10 protein-coding genes are annotated in these 15,920 nt (G+C 71.0%); 5 read left to right on the plus strand and 5 right to left on the minus strand.

Annotated elements, in window-relative coordinates; genetic code table 11:
* Positions 1–534 (plus strand): 4Fe-4S dicluster domain-containing protein (locus VFV67_RS10050; protein ID WP_326469015.1); only part of this gene is annotated, 534 nt, incomplete at its 5' end.
* 494 nt (positions 535–1,028) lie between these two features.
* Here VFV67_RS10050 and VFV67_RS10055 read toward each other — a convergent pair.
* Complete coding sequence (locus tag VFV67_RS10055; protein ID WP_326469017.1) at positions 1,029–1,649, minus strand: hypothetical protein; 621 nt, start codon at positions 1,647–1,649, stop codon at positions 1,029–1,031.
* 226 nt (positions 1,650–1,875) lie between these two features.
* Between VFV67_RS10055 and VFV67_RS10060 the strand changes: the two genes are divergently transcribed.
* Positions 1,876–3,345 (plus strand): glycosyltransferase, encoded by a 1,470-nt coding sequence (locus VFV67_RS10060; protein WP_326469019.1) that lies wholly within the window; start codon positions 1,876–1,878, stop codon positions 3,343–3,345.
* A 16-nt stretch (positions 3,346–3,361) separates the two neighbouring features.
* Here the strand turns inward: VFV67_RS10060 and VFV67_RS10065 are convergent, their stop codons facing one another.
* The gene (locus tag VFV67_RS10065; protein WP_326469021.1) at positions 3,362–3,961 is read right to left on the minus strand and encodes a carboxymuconolactone decarboxylase family protein; all 600 of its coding nucleotides are present in this window, start codon (positions 3,959–3,961) and stop codon (positions 3,362–3,364) included.
* A 139-nt stretch (positions 3,962–4,100) separates the two neighbouring features.
* Between VFV67_RS10065 and VFV67_RS10070 the strand changes: the two genes are divergently transcribed.
* Complete coding sequence (locus VFV67_RS10070; RefSeq protein ID WP_326469022.1) at positions 4,101–5,192, plus strand: 3-oxoacyl-ACP synthase III family protein; 1,092 nt, start codon at positions 4,101–4,103, stop codon at positions 5,190–5,192.
* Positions 5,162–6,046, plus strand: a complete 885-nt coding sequence (locus VFV67_RS10075; protein WP_326469023.1) for a 3-oxoacyl-[acyl-carrier-protein] synthase III C-terminal domain-containing protein — start codon at positions 5,162–5,164, stop codon at positions 6,044–6,046. Before VFV67_RS10070 ends, VFV67_RS10075 begins: the two co-directional genes overlap by 31 nt.
* Here VFV67_RS10075 and VFV67_RS10080 read toward each other — a convergent pair.
* On the minus strand, positions 6,009–7,019 hold the full coding sequence (locus VFV67_RS10080) for an NAD-dependent epimerase/dehydratase family protein (protein WP_326469025.1): 1,011 nt from the start codon (positions 7,017–7,019) through the stop codon (positions 6,009–6,011). The two genes, VFV67_RS10075 and VFV67_RS10080, sit on opposite strands and share 38 nt — an antisense overlap.
* A gap of 158 nt (positions 7,020–7,177) precedes the next feature.
* On the opposite strand from VFV67_RS10080, the gene VFV67_RS10085 reads away from it, so the two are divergent.
* Positions 7,178–7,915, plus strand: a complete 738-nt coding sequence (locus VFV67_RS10085; protein ID WP_326469027.1) for a 4'-phosphopantetheinyl transferase family protein — start codon at positions 7,178–7,180, stop codon at positions 7,913–7,915.
* Here the strand turns inward: VFV67_RS10085 and VFV67_RS10090 are convergent.
* The gene (locus VFV67_RS10090; protein ID WP_326469029.1) at positions 7,902–13,307 is read right to left on the minus strand and encodes a carboxyl transferase domain-containing protein; all 5,406 of its coding nucleotides are present in this window, start codon (positions 13,305–13,307) and stop codon (positions 7,902–7,904) included. The genes VFV67_RS10085 and VFV67_RS10090 overlap by 14 nt on opposite strands.
* On the minus strand, positions 13,304–15,920 hold a 2,617-nt coding region (locus VFV67_RS10095), incomplete at its 5' end, for an SDR family NAD(P)-dependent oxidoreductase (RefSeq protein ID WP_326469031.1). The genes VFV67_RS10090 and VFV67_RS10095, both read right to left, overlap by 4 nt.

Raw genomic sequence — 15,920 nt, forward strand, 5'->3', positions numbered from 1 at the left:
ATCGAACGCGACGGCACCGACGCCGGCACCGTCAAGGTCACCGCCGGCATGATGACCGGCCACCCCGGAGTCTTCGCCGGCGGCGACATGACCCCCTCCGAACGCACCGTCACCGTCGCCGTCGGACACGGCAAGAAAGCCGCGAAGAACATCGACGCGTGGCTGCGCGGTGCCGAGTACACGCCCGCCAGCAAACCAACGCTGGCCTCCTACGACCGGCTCAACACCTGGTACTACTCCGACGCGCCGGCCACCGTCCGGCCCAGCCTCGACCTCGCCCGCCGCACCACCACCTTCGACGAAGTCGTCGGCGGCCTCGACGAAACCACCGCCCTGTTCGAAGCCCGCCGCTGCCTGTCCTGCGGCAACTGCTTCGAATGCGACAACTGCCTCGGCGTCTGCCCCGACAACGCCATCATCAAACTCGGCCCCGGCCAGCGCTACGAAATCGACTACAACTACTGCAAAGGCTGCGGCATCTGCGCCACCGAATGCCCCTGCGGCGCCATCGAAATGCACCCAGAGGAAACCTGAGCACCACGACGGGGAGAAGGTTCCACATCGGCACCAGATCTCACGCCGCTGGTCGAAGGCCGCGTCCTCGGTGATGCGCTGGGCACCCTCACGTGGGGTAGCGCCGTTCCAGTCATGATTGCGGTCCAGGATCAGCAGTTGGTACCGGATCTGGCCGAGCGCCAGCAATACCGCCGGCTTCGGTTTGGTGTGCTGGCCGGTGGAGCGCACCTTCGCCCGGCTCAAAGGCTTCTGCCGGCTACGGGTGTGCACCGATCGACGGGCCAACTCATTCTGACTGATCACTTAGCGATGTGGCGCCACATCACCCCTCGAGACGCGTTGGTGCGCCATGAGGTTCCCGCGATGCTGCCCTTGTTGTTGATCGTCATCGCAAAGGCCGCCGTGTCGCCAGGCAGAGGGGTCAGTCTGTGCACGCTGCCATTGCGGTCCCAGAAGACTCCGTTCAAGGAGGTCTCCCCCCTCGGACTGCCCGATGATCACGTCTCGGTCGTTCATCGACACGACGAAGGTGCTCCTGTTACCCGGTAACGTCTCCAGCTCAACGTAGTGCCCGCCGGGTTCCAACGCGCAGCGCGCATCTGCGTCGCGAAACCCAGTTCTCCGGCAACCGACCCGTTGTCGCTGATGTAGGACGCCGAGGAAGTTACGGCGCCAGCCGGAACGCTCAGCTCGGTCAGACGGCCTTGTCGATCCCAGCGGCCGGGAAGTATCGGCGTGCTGGGAAAGTTCTCCTGAACGGTACCGGCGATCACCCCGTGCCGGTTGATGGCCCACGCCTCGTTGATCCCGGATCCCACCGAGGGGAGTTCGGTGATCGCACCGGTCGGAGAGCCACCGGGCACTTCGGCCAACAATCTGATCTTACCGTTTCGGTCCCATGTGGCCGCACGCCAGACGTTTCCTAGCACCGCACCTGCCACAACGTCGTTATCGTTGATAGCGTAGACAAAAGCTTCCTCCCCCACTGGCCTTTCCAGTTCGATGACCTGAGAGTGGTCCGCTACGCCCGCTTCGGTCAAAGCCTCCGCACCCACGGGAATTTGACCGACGTTCAGGCCGACCAGCACACCCGCCGCGGCACACAATAGGCGCTTTCCGGATTTCCAAGGCATCGGAGCCTCCTCATGTGACCGATCAGATGCCTACAAGAATGAACAACACATCCGCCAGGCGATCAACAACCTGCGAATGCCGGGCCGCCAAGCCGATCTCGACCGCCATCGGATGATCTTGCGGAGCTTGCCGTAGCGGATCTCGACCTGGACGGGGCGGTTCCGCCGACTGTTGCGCTCGGGAGATTTCGGTCTGGGCGGGCGACGATCGTCTAGGGTTCGAGCCATGCCCGTGCTGACCTCGGTCCCGATCGCGGCGCTGCCGGTTGAGCGGTTCGAGTCGCTGATCGGCGAGAGGGACTATCGCCGGTTGATGGAGCGTTTCGCGCGCGGCCGGGATCTGCTCGACGGCCACGCGATGTGGCAGGTGAACTCGACCTCGCGGGGTGGCGGAGTGGCCGAGATGCTCGCGTCGTTGCTCGGCTACGCGCGCGGTGCCGGCGTCGACGAACGGTGGGAGGTCATCGAGGGCAACGAGCCGTTCTTCGCGGTGACCAAGCGCATCCACAACAACCTGCACGGCGCTGTCGGTGACGGCCTGCCGCTCGATGACGAGGCGCGCGAGGCGTACGAGTCGGTCACCCGCGCCGCGGGTGCGGAGCTTGCGAACCGGGTCGTCCCGGGCGATGTCGTGCTGCTGCACGATCCGCAGACCGCGGGGATGATTCCCGCGATCAAGCAGGTCGGCGTGCCGGTCGTCTGGCGTTGCCATGTGGGCATCGACACCGCCGGGGAGATCACGCGCCGGGCATGGGCGTTTCTGCGTGGCTACGTCCAGCAGGCCGACGCCTACGTCTTCTCCCGCAGACAGTACGTCTGGAACGAACTCGAGCCCGACAAGACCGTGCTGATCGCGCCGTCGATCGACGCCTACTCGGCCAAGAACCAGGAGCTGTCCGACGGCCAGGTCACCGGCATCCTCGCGGCCGCCGGCCTGCAGCAGGACGGTGCGACCCGCACCGGCGATGCGTCGTTTGCCCGCATGGACGCCTCGCCGGGGCGGGTCGAGCGACGCGCCGAGGTGGACGAGGGTCGGCCCCTGCGCCCGGACGACGTGGTCGTGCTGCAGGTCTCGCGCTGGGATCGGCTCAAGGACCCGCTCGGGGTGATCGACGGGTTCGTGCGGCACGTCCTGCCCCGCTGCGATGCGCACCTCGTCTACGCCGGCCCGTCCGTCGAGGCCATCGCCGACGACCCCGAGGGCAGGGAGGTGCTCGCGGAAGCCAAAGCGTGCTTCGCCGCGCTGCCGGCCAAGGCGCGAGAACACGTCCACCTCGTGACGCTGCCGATGATCGACCTCGAGGAGAACGCCGCGATCGTCAACGCGTTGCAGCGCCGCGCGGATGTAATCGTGCAGAAGTCGACCGCCGAGGGCTTCGGGCTCACCGTGGCCGAGGCAATGTGGAAGGCACGACCCGTGGTGGCCAGCCGAATCGGCGGGATTCAGGACCAGATCGAGGACGGCCGGTCCGGCCGGCTCGTCGACGCACAGGACCTGGCCGCTTACGGCGACGCCGTCCTCGACCTGCTCGCCAACCCAGAACTGGCCGCGACGATGGGCAAGCAGGCCCGCCAACGCGTGCAGAACGGCTTCCTGGGGACGCGCTCGATGCTGCAGTACATCGCCCTCTACGAACGGCTCGTGACCGGCAAGGGCAGTCCGGCGGAAGTGTCGGACCCGTCGGGATACGCCTGACCCGGGCAAGCGGACGCTACGGGCGCCTGGCCGAGACGAGCCTGGCGCGCAGGGCCGCGGCGGCGGCCGTGGCAGGCGCGGTCAGCGCCGCAAGCGCCGCGGGCTCCGGCTCGATGCCGAGCGAGTTGGTCGTCAGGCACAGCATCTCGTAGTGACCGACCAGCAGGCACAGCTCGACCAGCTCGGCGTCGCTGCGCTCGCCGGCCAGCCGAGCCCAGGTGAGGTCGGCGATCACGTGGTCGCGGTGCAGCTGATCGGCCGCGTCGAGCAGGTCATGTTGGCGCGGTGTCCACACCGGACGGTCCGGCCAGGCGGGGACGGCACCGACCAGGGCCGGCGCCAGGCCGCGAGCCGGTGCCAGGCCGGCGTGCTGGACCCACACGTACCAACCGGCACAGTTCCACGCGGTGCGCAGTATCAGCAGTTCGGTGTCCGCGCGGGGCAGGTCACCGCGCAGCAACCCCCCGGCGAACGGGAGCCAGCGGCGGAACAGGCGGCGATTGCGGGCGAGCGTGGTGAACACCCGCTGGGGTTCGGTTCGGGTCACCCGACCGGCCAGACGGGCCACCAGGGTGGCCAGCGGAGCGCGGGCCGGTGCCATGCGCACACCGTTCATGGCACCACGTTCGCGCGACCAGCGGAGTGCGGACAGGGACCTGCGGCACGTGTCGGAGGGTCCTTGCGCACTGTTTCGCCGCTGTCCGCCCAGCCACGGTTGAGGCAGGAGGTGAGCGCTGATGCCCAATCATTGGCTGATGACGGAGGCGGACAGCCGAGCGCCCTACCGGTCACGCATCGCGGGCGCCGGCCGGCACCTGCCGGTGACCCACCTGACGACCGACGAGTTGATGGCCTCCACCCGCCACCGCACGCACATCGATCTCGAACGGCTCACCGGCATCCACGAACGGCGGGTCTCGGTCGGCGACGAGGATTCCTACACCCTGGCCACATCCGCCGCCCTGGACTGCCTGCGCCGCTCGGGCCGGCCGGCCGACACGCTGGACGTCGTGATCAACTGCAGCATCAGTAAGTGCCGCAAGGGGTTCATCCACTGGATAGAGCCGACCATGAGCATCGCGGTGGCCGGGGAGATCGGGGCGACGAAGGCGATGACCTTCGACCTGTCCAACGCCTGTGCCGGGATGCTCTCCGGGGTCACCGTGCTCAACAACATGATCCGGCAGGGCGTCGTCGAGCGCGGCCTCGTGGTCAGCGGCGAGTACATCTCCCAACTCGGCCGCAACGCCGCCCGGCACGTGCGCAACATCCTGAGCCGGGAACTGGCCTCGCTCACGCTCGGCGATGCCGGCGCCGCGCTCCTGCTGGAGCGGGCGCCCGAGCGCGCCGGCGGGATCCGCCTGGCCGGGTTCACCACGCTGGCCGGGCACAGCCGGCTCTGCGTCGGCTACACCGTCGCCGGCGAGCCCGAGGCCAGGATGTTCACCAAGGCCCGGGCGATCCACAAGGCGGCCACCGCCGCGATTCCCCCGCTGCTGCAAGAGGTTCTCGACACCGTGGGCATCGGGCTTGGCGAGGTCGACCACGTGATCACCCATCAGACCTCGGCCCGGGCCATCCGCAAGGGCATGGCCCACGTGACCGCCGTACTCGGCGACGCCCCCCGGCACGAGGCGGTGATCAGCGTCGACCGGTACGGCAACACCGCGTCGACCACGCACACCGTCGCGCTGATCGACGAGCTCGCCGCCGGGCGGATCCAGCCCGGCGAGACCATCGCGCTGATCGCCCTGGCCTCCGGGCTGGAGATCGGCGTCGTCCTGTTCACCGCCGACGAGCAGCTGCTGGAGCAGTCATGGGCACCATCGCCTCGCACCCAACCCTGACCGGTCGCCGCTGGCCCGCGCGGCATCGCGCGTTGCGGCTGGCGGTGCGCGCGGCCGACGCCTGCCTCGATGCGGCCGGATGCCCGCCTGGCGATCTGGACCTGGTCGTCAACGCCGGGCTCTACCGGGACCGCAATCTCGCCGAGCCCGCGCTCGCGGCGCTGGTCCAGGACGACATCGGCGCCCACCCGGAGGATCCACACCCGGGCGGACACGGCACGTTCTCCTTCGACGTGGCCAACGGCGTCTGCGGGGTGCTCACCGCGCTCCAGGTGGTCGACGGTTTCCTGCGGTCCGGCGCGATCCGCCGGGCCCTCGTCGTGGCCAGCGACACCGACCCCGGCCACGGCCTGACCGAGCGCTTCCCGTTCGCCGCGGCCGGCGGCGCGCTGATGTGCCGCTGGGCCGACGGGGACACCGGCGGGGACAGCGGCCTCGGCCCGTTCCGCTGGACCAACCTCCCAGACGGCGGCGAGTCGTTCCGCGCCACCCTCGGGCCGCGCAACGGACGGAACCGGCTCACCATCAGCGTGCCGTCCACAATGGACACGGTGTTCGCCGCCGCGGCCGGCCGGGCCGCCCGGGACTGCCTCACCTCCGCCGGCGTCACCCCCGCGGAGGTCGATCTGGTGGTCGCCGCCCCGGCGCGACCCGGATTCACCGCCCGGCTGGCCACCGAACTGGACCTGCCAGCGGCCCGAATCGCGGTGGCGCGCGATGTGCGCATCCACACCCCAGCCCTCATCGCCGCCCTGCGTGATGCCGGCCCACTGGCACCGGGCAGCACGGTACTGCTGGTGGCCGCGGGCGCGGGCGTCACGGGTGGGGCGACGCTGTACCGGGTTCCGGCCTGAGGGTGTCGCGGAGCGCTTCTCTGGCGGTGTAGCGGGGTTTCCAGCCGAGGTCGCGCTGCGCCCGGGTGGTGTCCATGATCGCCGGGTGGCTGGCGGCCTCGACCCAGCCGGCCGCCGGTGGCAGTACCGGCACGGTGGACAGCAGGCGAGCGGCGGGGTGGACCAGCGCGGCCGGCACCGGCACCGGAGTGAGGCCGAGCTCACTGGCCAGGTCCACAACGGACAGTACGCCGGGTGCGGCGAGGTTGTAGGCACCGGGTGGTCCGCCGCCCACCGCGCAGCGCAGAATGGCCGCGCCGACGTCGGTTTCGTGCACGAGTTGCAGCGGAACGTCGGGGACCAGGACCGGCAGCCGAACGCGTCCGGCGACGCCGAGCAGGCGCCGGCCGAGTGTGGCCAGCGGCGCGGGAACCAGGTTCTTGGCGCCGAGCGCGTGCGGGCCTACCACGATGGACGGGCGCAACAGGTAGAGCCCGATCTCCGGGTGCTCGACCGCCTCGTCGCGCAGCGCCCGCTCGAGTTCGGCCTTCTCCCTGGCGTAGAACAGCCGGGCGGCCGGACGCACCGGCCAGTCCTCGGTGAGGCCGACCGGATTGTCGCGGTGGAAACCGTAGGCGGCTACCGAGGAGGCGAACACGAACCGGTACGCACCGGCGGCGACCGCGGCCCGGAAGGCGTTGCGCGTGCCGTCGACGTTGATCTGCCGGATGGTGTCTGGCGCGGCGTTGCCGGTGATCAGAAACGCGAGGTGGATCACCACGTCGGCGCCGGCGAACGCGGCCTCGAGGGTGCCCAGGTCGCGGACGTCGCCCCGCCGGTAGTCCATCTTGGACCAGCCGTGGCCGGCCGGGTCGAACGGGCGGCGGGCTATGCCGATGATCCGGCCGATCCGGTCGTCCGCCTGCAGGAGCGGGACCAGGCCGAACCCGAACGTTCCGGTCGGGCCGGTCACCGCGACGGTCAGGCCGCTCATCACTGCCTCGATTCCTGTCCAGGGTCCTGCTCCCACCGTTGCCGGACCCCGCGCCCGCACGTGAGAGTCGGAGGAACCTCCCACTCGGATCGCACGCCCCTGCCGGCTCGGGACTTCCGTCCCTGTCCGGCCGAACTCGGTCGGGGCATGGTCGAGTCATGTCACCGACGGTGCGCTGGTTGGCCCGCGGGATGGGCGAGGTGCCGCCGTGCGCGGACTGGCTCTCCCCCGCCGAGTCGGCCCGCCTGGCGATGCTGCGCTTTCCCAAGCGCCGCACCGAGATGCGGTTGGGTCGGTGGACGGCCAAACACGCCGTCGCCGCGTTCCTCGGTCTCGGCGACGATCCCGCCACGCTGGCTCGCATCGAACTGCGCCCCGCCCCGACCGGTGCCCCGCTGCCGTTCGTCGCAGACCGACCCGCGCCCGTCTCGGTCTCCCTGACCGACCGGGCGGACTGGGCGGTCTGTGTCGTCGCGCATCCCAGTCGCGCCGTGGGTTGCGACCTCGAACTCGTCGAGCCGCGCACCGAGGTGTTCATCCGAGACTGGTTCACCCCGCGGGAACGAGACACCGTCCTCGGCGCCGGCCGGGACCGCGACCTGCTCGCCAACCTGGTGTGGTCGGCCAAGGAGAGCGCCCTCAAGGTCCTGCAGACCGGTCTGCGCCGGGACACCCGCTCTGTCGAGATCGAGATCCTCGACCCGGACGGGCAGGCGCGGTGGGCCCGCCTCGCGGCACACACCGAAGAGGGCGCCACGTTCCCCGGCTGGTGGCGGCGCTACCACGACTTTCTGCTGACCGTCGCGGCCGACGGCGAGCACGGTCCTCCGGTCTGCCTCGAGGAGCCGCACCTCGCCGCCGCGATACCGGCGCACTCGTGGCTCAGCGCGCGGTGATCGCGCGGGCCATGCCTCGTTCCACGGCGGTGATGAGGTAGTGCCGAAGCTCCGCGGCGGGGATGATGCGGTCGACGGAGCCGACCTCCAGCGCCCGGGTGATGCTGTGAATCTCGTCGAACTCCCGGGCGACCTCGCCGAGCTTTACGGCGTGCACGGCCTCGACGACCTCGCGGTCGGCACCGGGGACCCGCGGGTCGGACTTGGTGCGGGCGGAGACCTCCCGGGCGAACACCACGGCGGCCGCGGGGGCGCCGCCGATGACCGAGGCGTAGGCGCCCTCGACGGCGACCACCTCCAGATTCTCGTTGAGGCGCTTGGAGAACACCACGAAAGCGCCGCCGTGGTAGCGGGAGATGACGGCGAACACGATGGGACCGTCGAAGTTGGTGACCGCCCGGCCGATCTCGGCGCCGTACTCGAGTTGGCGAAGCCGCATCGACTCCGGGGAGCCGTCGAAGCCGGACAGGTTGGCCAGCACGACAACGGGGCGGTTGCCGCTGGCCGCGTTGATGGCCCGGGCGACCTTCTTCGACGACTGCGGGAACAGCGTGCCGGAGGTCCAGGCCGACGGGCCGTCGCCGGGCACCAGGCCCTCGCGGGCCACCGGATGGGACTCGAAACCGATGAGGCACACGGGAATCCCACCCAGGCACGCATCCCAGACCACGGCGGTGTCGGCGTGTCGCCAGTGCTCCCAGCGTTCCAGCGGCTCGTGGTCGGTGTCGCTGACGGCGCGCATGACCGAACGGATGTCGAACGGCTTCTTGCGCTCGGGGTTGGCCTCCGCGGAGAAGATGTCGCCGACCACCGAGAACCCGAACCCGGTGTGCGGCGCGGCGCGCACGTCCCGGCCGGCCGGATCGGTCGTGACCGCCCGGCGCGGGAACCGCTCTCCGGGCACCACGTAGGTGTGCGCGTAGTGCCGGAACAGGATCTCGCAGGCTGACTCGAGGTCCGCGGCGTGGTACTGCGCTTGGCCGTTGGGGCCCATGATGCGCTGGAAGCCGCCGATACCCAGGTTGTCCTCGGCGGAGACCCCGCCGGAGAAGTCCAGGGCCTGTTTGCCGGTGAGCACCATGGCGCCGTCCGGCAACATGATCAGTACCCCGCAGGTGTGCATGAGCATGGTCGCCTCGGCGTTCCAGTACGGCTGGGCGCCCACGTTGATGCCGGTGACCACGATGTTGATCTCGCCGCCGGCCTGGGTGAACGTGATGATCCGGCGCAGCACGGCGCCGATCCAGTCCATGTTCTCGGTGCCGCTGGCCATCGAGATGCGCGCCCCGGAGGACACCGCGAACCACTCCACCGGCAGCCGGTCCCGCTGGGCCAGGTCCAGCGCGGCGATGATCCGTCGGCACTCGGGTTCGGCCAGCGCGCCCAGGCTCCGGCTGGGATCGCTGGCGATGAGCACCCGGCGCATGCCTTCCGGCACGGTGGACGTGCTGTTGCGGATCAGCCCGACCACGAGGTTGGCCGTGTTCCCACCGGGCGGGCGGTCCACCGGGAGCAGACCGCCCTCCTCGTCCAGGTCGTGCTCGACGAAGTCGCCCGCCGGGAAGTCGGACGTCGAGCCCGCCGGTGGGGTGAGCAACCGGATCAGCTCGTACGGATGGACATCGCCGCGCCGCTGGCTGCGCAGCACCCGCAGGCCGTACTCGTCGAGCGGCTCGATCGGCTCGTCGGACGGTTCCGTGGGAGTGACCACGACGCCCCGCTCGCCGGGGTTGGTCACGTCGAGGGCCAACTCACGGCCGTCGCCGAGCCGCCCGCGGACGATGACGTGCTCGATGCCCAGGCCGCGGATCGCCGGCGCCAGCTTGTGCGCGAGGTCGCGCCACAGCTCGACCGGATAGGTCCACCGGGGACGGACGTGCAGCAGCACCAGGTTCTTCAGCAACCGCTGCCCCGGCGGGCGGTGGGCCTGGTACCGCCGGATGCCGGACAGGATCTCCGCCATGATGCGTTCCAGCAGCGGGAACCCGGTCACGCGACCGGCCTCGTCCCGAACCGGTGTGAGATCACGGACTTCGGCGAGTGCGAAGAGCCGCTCGTCCTTCGGGTTGGTCCGGGCGATGCCGTGGAACAGGTACACGTCCTCGGCGGAGTCGAGCCGGGTGATCGCGAAGTGGCGCAGCCGGTCCAGATTGAGCCGCTTGGCCAGCATCGGGTGCATGTTCCGGTACAGCTCGTCCTCCACCAACCCACTGTCCGATCTGGACCGAAAGGTGTAGTGGTAGGTGACCCCCGACGTCGTGGCCGTGATCGTGACGTCGACGCGGTGCATGGGCCGCCCGAAACCGTTCAGGTCACGCAGCAGCCGGTCCCGGACCGCGTTCGCCTCCCCGAGGTCGGTGTCCTGCCACAGATGCAGGTCGAGGACGGGCTCCGCCGCGACGGCGGCCAGGTGCCGGACCACGGCCGGCACCAGCGCGGGAAGATCGTCCACAGGGGAGCAGCCGACCATGAGATGAACGTCGAATCCGGCGAGGTGGTAGTCCGCCGCCGCCATCCGGATCCCGTCCACCGCTACCAGCGTGACGTCGGTGACGTCGCGGATCCGGTAGTAGCGCCGGGCGGCGACCTCGAGGGCGACGGCCCGCTCCTGCTCGGTGCCGCGTTGGTACCAGCGCAACAGCGCCGGGCGCAGGGGTTGCGGGCAGGCGATGAGCGCGGCCATCCGCCGGGCCTGCTCCTCCGGGCCGGTGCCGGTGGCCAGCGCGATGATGTGGCCGTCCATTTCCGCGTACAGCGCGGTCCGTGCCCTGGCCAGGATCGGCTGCTCGAAGAACCGGAACCGGACGTCCAGGGCGCGGTCCAGAATGTCGGGGAACCGGCGGTCGGTGGTGGCGATGAGATGGTCGAGCAGCCCGCGCAGGTCCTCCGCGTTCGGCGGGCGGTGCGCAAGCCAGCGGTCCAGGATGCCGGCGACGACGCCCGCCACCGTGTCGAGCCGCTGCTGGGCGCGGTACAGGCGCAGCAGCGCGTCCGCCACCTCGGTCGACGGCACCAGCCGCTCGATCCCGTGGTGGCGCAGCACTCCCATGAGCCGGCGCAGGAACGCGGGCGGCAGCCCGTCGCCGCCGGTTTCGTAGGTGCGCAGGCAGGTCAGCAGGTGCTCCTCGGCGGCGCGCACCCGCTCCCCGACCGTCTCGTCGGCAGGTTCGGGCGCCCGGCGTGAGACCGCGCAGACATCGGCGAACAGCTGGAGGACCTCGGCTTCCCCCGCCACGGGCAGCGCGTCAGCTCGCCCGGCCGGCCGTATCGAGGCGGGGTCGACGTCGTAGCCGAGCAGGTAGGCGCGCATGGCGCCGACCGCCTCCATCGGCTTTCCGGGGAAATCGAGCTCCACCAACCCGTCCGGCGCCGGCCGCGCCGAGCTGATCACGGGATCCAGCCGCAGCAGCGGCGCTCCGGCGTCGATCTGCTGGTTCGGCGCGACCAGCACGGAGCGCACCCGGCCGGGGAAGGTGGCCCGCACCGACGTCTCCATCTTCATGCACTCGAGCACGGCGAGCGGATCACCTACCGCCACCCGGTCCCCCGCGGCCACGGCCACCGACACCACCACCGCCGGCGTCCGGGAGTGGACCACACCGCCCTCGTCCCGGGTGATGGTGTGCGTGACGCCCTCGACCTCGACGGTGTGCACCGGACCGGCGAGCGCCGTCAGCACCCGGTGGGCGCGGTCGGCGAAGACGAGCCGCCGCTCGGCGTCGCCGAGCCGCTCCACCTCGACATCCACGGTGGATCCGCCGGTGGTGATCCTGTAGGTGCGCGGCCCGAGTTGGCGGACATGCAGGGCGTAGGGCCGGCCGCGATAGCGGAACTCGATGCGCTGGCCGGTTTCCGGCGGCGGTCCCGGCCGGCCGCGCGCCACGTCGGCGTAGAACGCGGCGCGGTGTAGGGCGTGCTCGGCCGCGTAGGCCTCGACCGCAGCGGCCACCAGCGCGACGTCGGCGTGCCGCGGTTCGAGCAGCTCGCCGACACTCATCCGGGCGTCCAGCCAGCCGGTGTCGAACCGGCCCGCGACCACGTCGGAATGACCGAGCAGGGTGAGCAGGAACGCCTTGTTGGTACGGCCGCCCTCGACGATCACCTGGGTCTGGACCAGGGCGCGGATCAACCGGGCCCGGGCCTCCTCCCGGTTGCGGCCCCAGGCAAGGATCTTGGCGATCATCGAGTCGAACTCCGGCGCGATGGCGTCGCCCTCGGCGACTCCGGTCTCCACCCGGATGCCGGGACCGCACGGCGGGCGGAAGCGACGGATCCGGCCCGGTGCGGGGGCGAACCCGTTGTCCGCGTCCTCGGCGTTGAGCCGGGCTTCGATGGCATGGCCGGACGGGACCGGTGGCGCACCGCCCAGCCGCTCTCCCCTGGCCACCGCGATCTGCAGCTTCACCAGGTCCAGACCGGTGGTCAACTCGGTCACCGGGTGCTCGACCTGGAGCCGGGCGTTCACCTCGAGGAAGTAGTAGTCGCGGGTGTCCGGGGCATAGAGGAACTCGACCGTGCCCGCGCCGGTGTAGCCGGCGCACCGGCACAGCTGCGCCGCCGCCGCGCGGATCTCCGCCTCCTGGCCGGCGTCGAGCAGCGGGCACGCCGACTCCTCGATCACCTTCTGGTGACGGCGTTGCAGCGAACAGTCCCGCAGGCCGACCGGCCACACGGTGCCGTGCCGGTCGGCGATCACCTGCACCTCGACATGCCGGGTTCGGCGGAGCGCGCGCTCGAGGAACACGGACGGATCGCCGAACGCGTGCCGCGCCTCGGTCCGGGCCGCCTCGAACGCGGCGGACAGCTCGCCGGGCTCGACGACCCGGCGGATGCCCCGCCCGCCGCCCCCGCCGCTCGCCTTGACCAGCAACGGAAAGCCGATGCGGGCCGCCTGGGCGGTGGCCGCGGCCAGATCCGCCACCGGACCGCCACTCCACGGCACGACCGGAACCCCGACCCGTTCGGCGAGTCGCTTGGCGCCGATCTTGTCGCCGACCCGCCGCATGGCATCACCCGGCGGGCCGAGGAAGACGACCCCCAGCTTGTCGCACAGGTCGGCGAAGTCCGCGTGCTCGGCCACGAAGCCCCAGCCGACCCAGACCGCATCCGCCCGAGCTGCGGCCAGGGCCTGCTCGAGTCGCTCATAGTCCACATAGGACTGTCGTTCGCGGCCGGTGTGCTGGTCGAACACCGTGGCCGGACCGACGCAGACCGCCTCGTCGGCCTCGCGAACGAACATCGCGTGCCGATCCGGTTCCGTGTACACCGCGATCGTCGTCAGCGGCTCGCCGCCCTCGCGGTTGAGCTCGGCGACGGCGTTGAGGAACCGCATCGCCGGCTCACCGCGATTGACGATCGCCACCCGGTGAAAGGCGTTCACGACCGGGTTCATGACATGGCCTCGGTCAGGGGTGCGCGCCGGTCGGGGTCGACCCCACCCGGTAGCTCCACCGTGCGGTAACCGTTGAGCTCCAGTAGCACCGCGCCGGACTCGTCGATCACCTGACCGTCGAACCCGTTGTCACCCAACGAGATTCGCGCGGCCACCCGACCCTTCGGGAGGTCACGCCCGCCGTGCGGCACGATTCGGTCCACCTGGCGGGGCAGGCCGAACCGGTCGCCGTGACCGACCTCCCAGACTCCCGCCGTCTGGAACACCAGCTCGATGAGCCGAGGGGCCACCAACTCGGGCCGCTCGGCGGGGACATGGTCGACGGGCAGGCCCGCGGCGAACGATCCCACCGGACCCCGCTCGTCGCACCAGGCCCGCTCGAGGACCTGGAACGCCGGGCCGTGGAAGTACACGCCGTAGATGGCGTCGGCGGTCGCGCCCTTGCCGTCCGGCGCGTTCGGGACCGGTGCGGTGATGTCGGCGGCGGGCACCCGGGCGAGTCGTACCGTGCCGGTGAAGTGGGTGGTCACCTGGGGCTCCACCTGGTTGGCCAGTTGCCGGCCGGCCTCCAGGCGGCAGTGCGCCACCAGTTCGTCGCCGTCCGGCCGGAAGGCCGCGGTGATCGTCACCGTGCGCGGCTCGTCCCGGTAGAACTTGCACGGGGCGAGGAACTCCACGTCCTCGACCTGGACCGGGTGCCAGCCGGGCAACGGAAGGGCCGCCACCTCGACGAACCCTTCGATGCCCATCACCCCGGGCAGCACCGGTGTGCCGTCGATCCTGTGGTCGTACAGGAACGGCTGCTCGGCCGGGTCCAACGTGGTTTCGACGACGAGTCCGCTGTGGACTCCGAAGCGCACGACCGTGCCCACCATCGGACCGGCGGCGGGGAACTGGGCAGGGTCGATGCCGTCCCGCTCCTCGACCATCGCACCGAGCGCTCCGGCGACGACGAGCTCACCCCTGGTGCCGGCGGTCAACTCCCCGCGGATCGTCGGGATGCCGACCTCGGGTGGCAGCATCTCGATTCCCGCCTGTGCCATGACTTTCGGGATGGAGCCGCGGGTCGCCATGCCGATTCCGGCCCATGCGGTCCAGTCGACGGCGATGGCCCGGGTGTCCGGTCGCGTGGTGCGCATGGCCGACGCCAGCTTGCACAGCAGGTCGCTGGCGGCGGCGTAGTCGGTCTGGCCGAGGTTGCCGAACCGGCCGGCCACCGAGCTGAACGCGACGGTGGTGCCGAGCGGGCGGTCGCCGATGGCCTTGACCAGGTTGAACCAACCGTCCGCCTTGACGTCGAACACCAGGTCGTACTCGTGGGGTTCCTTGTCGGACAGGGCATGGCTGATGTCCAGCCCGGCCGCGTGCAGCAGCACGTCGACCCGGTCCAGGCCGGCGAGGGCCTGCGCCACCGCGTCGCCGTCGGTGAGGTCGACGCTGTGGTAGTGGGCCTGGCCGCCCGCCGCGGTCACGGCGTCGATGGCGGCGCGGGCCGCGGCGAGCCGTTCGTAGCGGGCCAGCTCGCGCTCGACCAGGACCGGGGTCGGCCGGTCGCCGGCCGCGCGCATGCGCTGGATCAGGTCTGCCTTCAGGCCCTCCTTGTCGCCGGCGAAGCGGGCGATGTCGGCGTCGTCCGGGTCGGGCTCGGGTGTCAGGTCGAGCAGGTGGAAGGTCCCGCCCGAGGCGGCGGCGAGGTCGGCGGTGATCGCGGAGACGATGCTGCCGGCAGCGCCGGTCACCACGAACACGGTGTCGTGGTCGAGGGTCATGCCCGCGCCGGTCGCCGGCCGCTCCTCGACGGTGATCGTCCAGCGCAGTCCGCCGGAGTGGCCGATCTCGACCGCGCCCGGGTCGTGCAGGGTCTCCTCGACGAGCGCCTCGGCGATCTCCGCGGCGCTCGCCCGATGCCCGAAGTCGACCGCCTTGACGAGGGTGTCCGGCCGCTCGCGGGCGAACGCCTTGGCGAATCCGGTGACCGCGCCACCCAGCGGCGCGAACGCACCGGCGTCGTCATAACCGTGCCGCCCGCCCAGTCGGGTGCCGGTGATCAGGAAAGCCCCCGTGTCATACAGTCGCCGCATCGTGGCGTAGAGCAGCTTGACCCGGACCCGGTTGGCTTCCCGCCAGGCGGCGAGATCGTCGAGCGGGCCCTCGTGGTCGAGCGCGGTCAGCCAGTACACCCCGTGCACCGGTCCTTCGGCCAACCCGTCCTCAAGGGACAGAACGTCGACGCCGCGGGCCGCCAGCCGTTCGGACAGCGCCGCACCCACGCCACCCTGGTCGGCGGCGACGATGACGCGGGCGCCCGCCCCGAGTTCGACTCCGGTCGGCGCGCACATGCCCACCGGCGGCCGGATCGTCGGCACCGGAACCCGTCGCGGGATCCGGTCGGCCTCAGTGACGTCGGCGGCGACGTTGGCGACCTCGACGGCCTCGGCCTGCTGGTCAGCCGTGGGGGATTCGGACCGCTCGCGCACGAACCCGATCACGTGACCGAGCGTCGGGTAGTCACGCAACTTGAGCGTGTCCTCGCGCGGAATCCCGAACCGCTCCCGGATCAGCGCGAACACCTCGGCCTGCTTGACCGTGTCGATCCCGAGATCGGCCTCCAGA

This window comes from Actinophytocola sp. (assembly GCF_035762905.1).
In the GTDB taxonomy this organism is placed as follows: Bacteria; Actinomycetota; Actinomycetes; order Mycobacteriales; family Pseudonocardiaceae; genus DASYTH01.

Coding starts and splice junctions, on each gene's coding strand:
- VFV67_RS10055 (WP_326469017.1), bottom strand. CDS start 1,649: ATGCCTTGGAAATCCGGAAAGCGCCTATTGTGTGCCGCGGCGGGTGTG.
- VFV67_RS10090 (WP_326469029.1), bottom strand. CDS start 13,307: ATGAACCCGGTCGTGAACGCCTTTCACCGGGTGGCGATCGTCAATCGC.
- VFV67_RS10075 (WP_326469023.1), top strand. CDS start 5,162: ATGGGCACCATCGCCTCGCACCCAACCCTGACCGGTCGCCGCTGGCCC.
- VFV67_RS10070 (WP_326469022.1), top strand. CDS start 4,101: ATGACGGAGGCGGACAGCCGAGCGCCCTACCGGTCACGCATCGCGGGC.
- VFV67_RS10060 (WP_326469019.1), top strand. CDS start 1,876: ATGCCCGTGCTGACCTCGGTCCCGATCGCGGCGCTGCCGGTTGAGCGG.
- VFV67_RS10065 (WP_326469021.1), bottom strand. CDS start 3,961: ATGAACGGTGTGCGCATGGCACCGGCCCGCGCTCCGCTGGCCACCCTG.
- VFV67_RS10085 (WP_326469027.1), top strand. CDS start 7,178: ATGTCACCGACGGTGCGCTGGTTGGCCCGCGGGATGGGCGAGGTGCCG.
- VFV67_RS10080 (WP_326469025.1), bottom strand. CDS start 7,019: ATGAGCGGCCTGACCGTCGCGGTGACCGGCCCGACCGGAACGTTCGGG.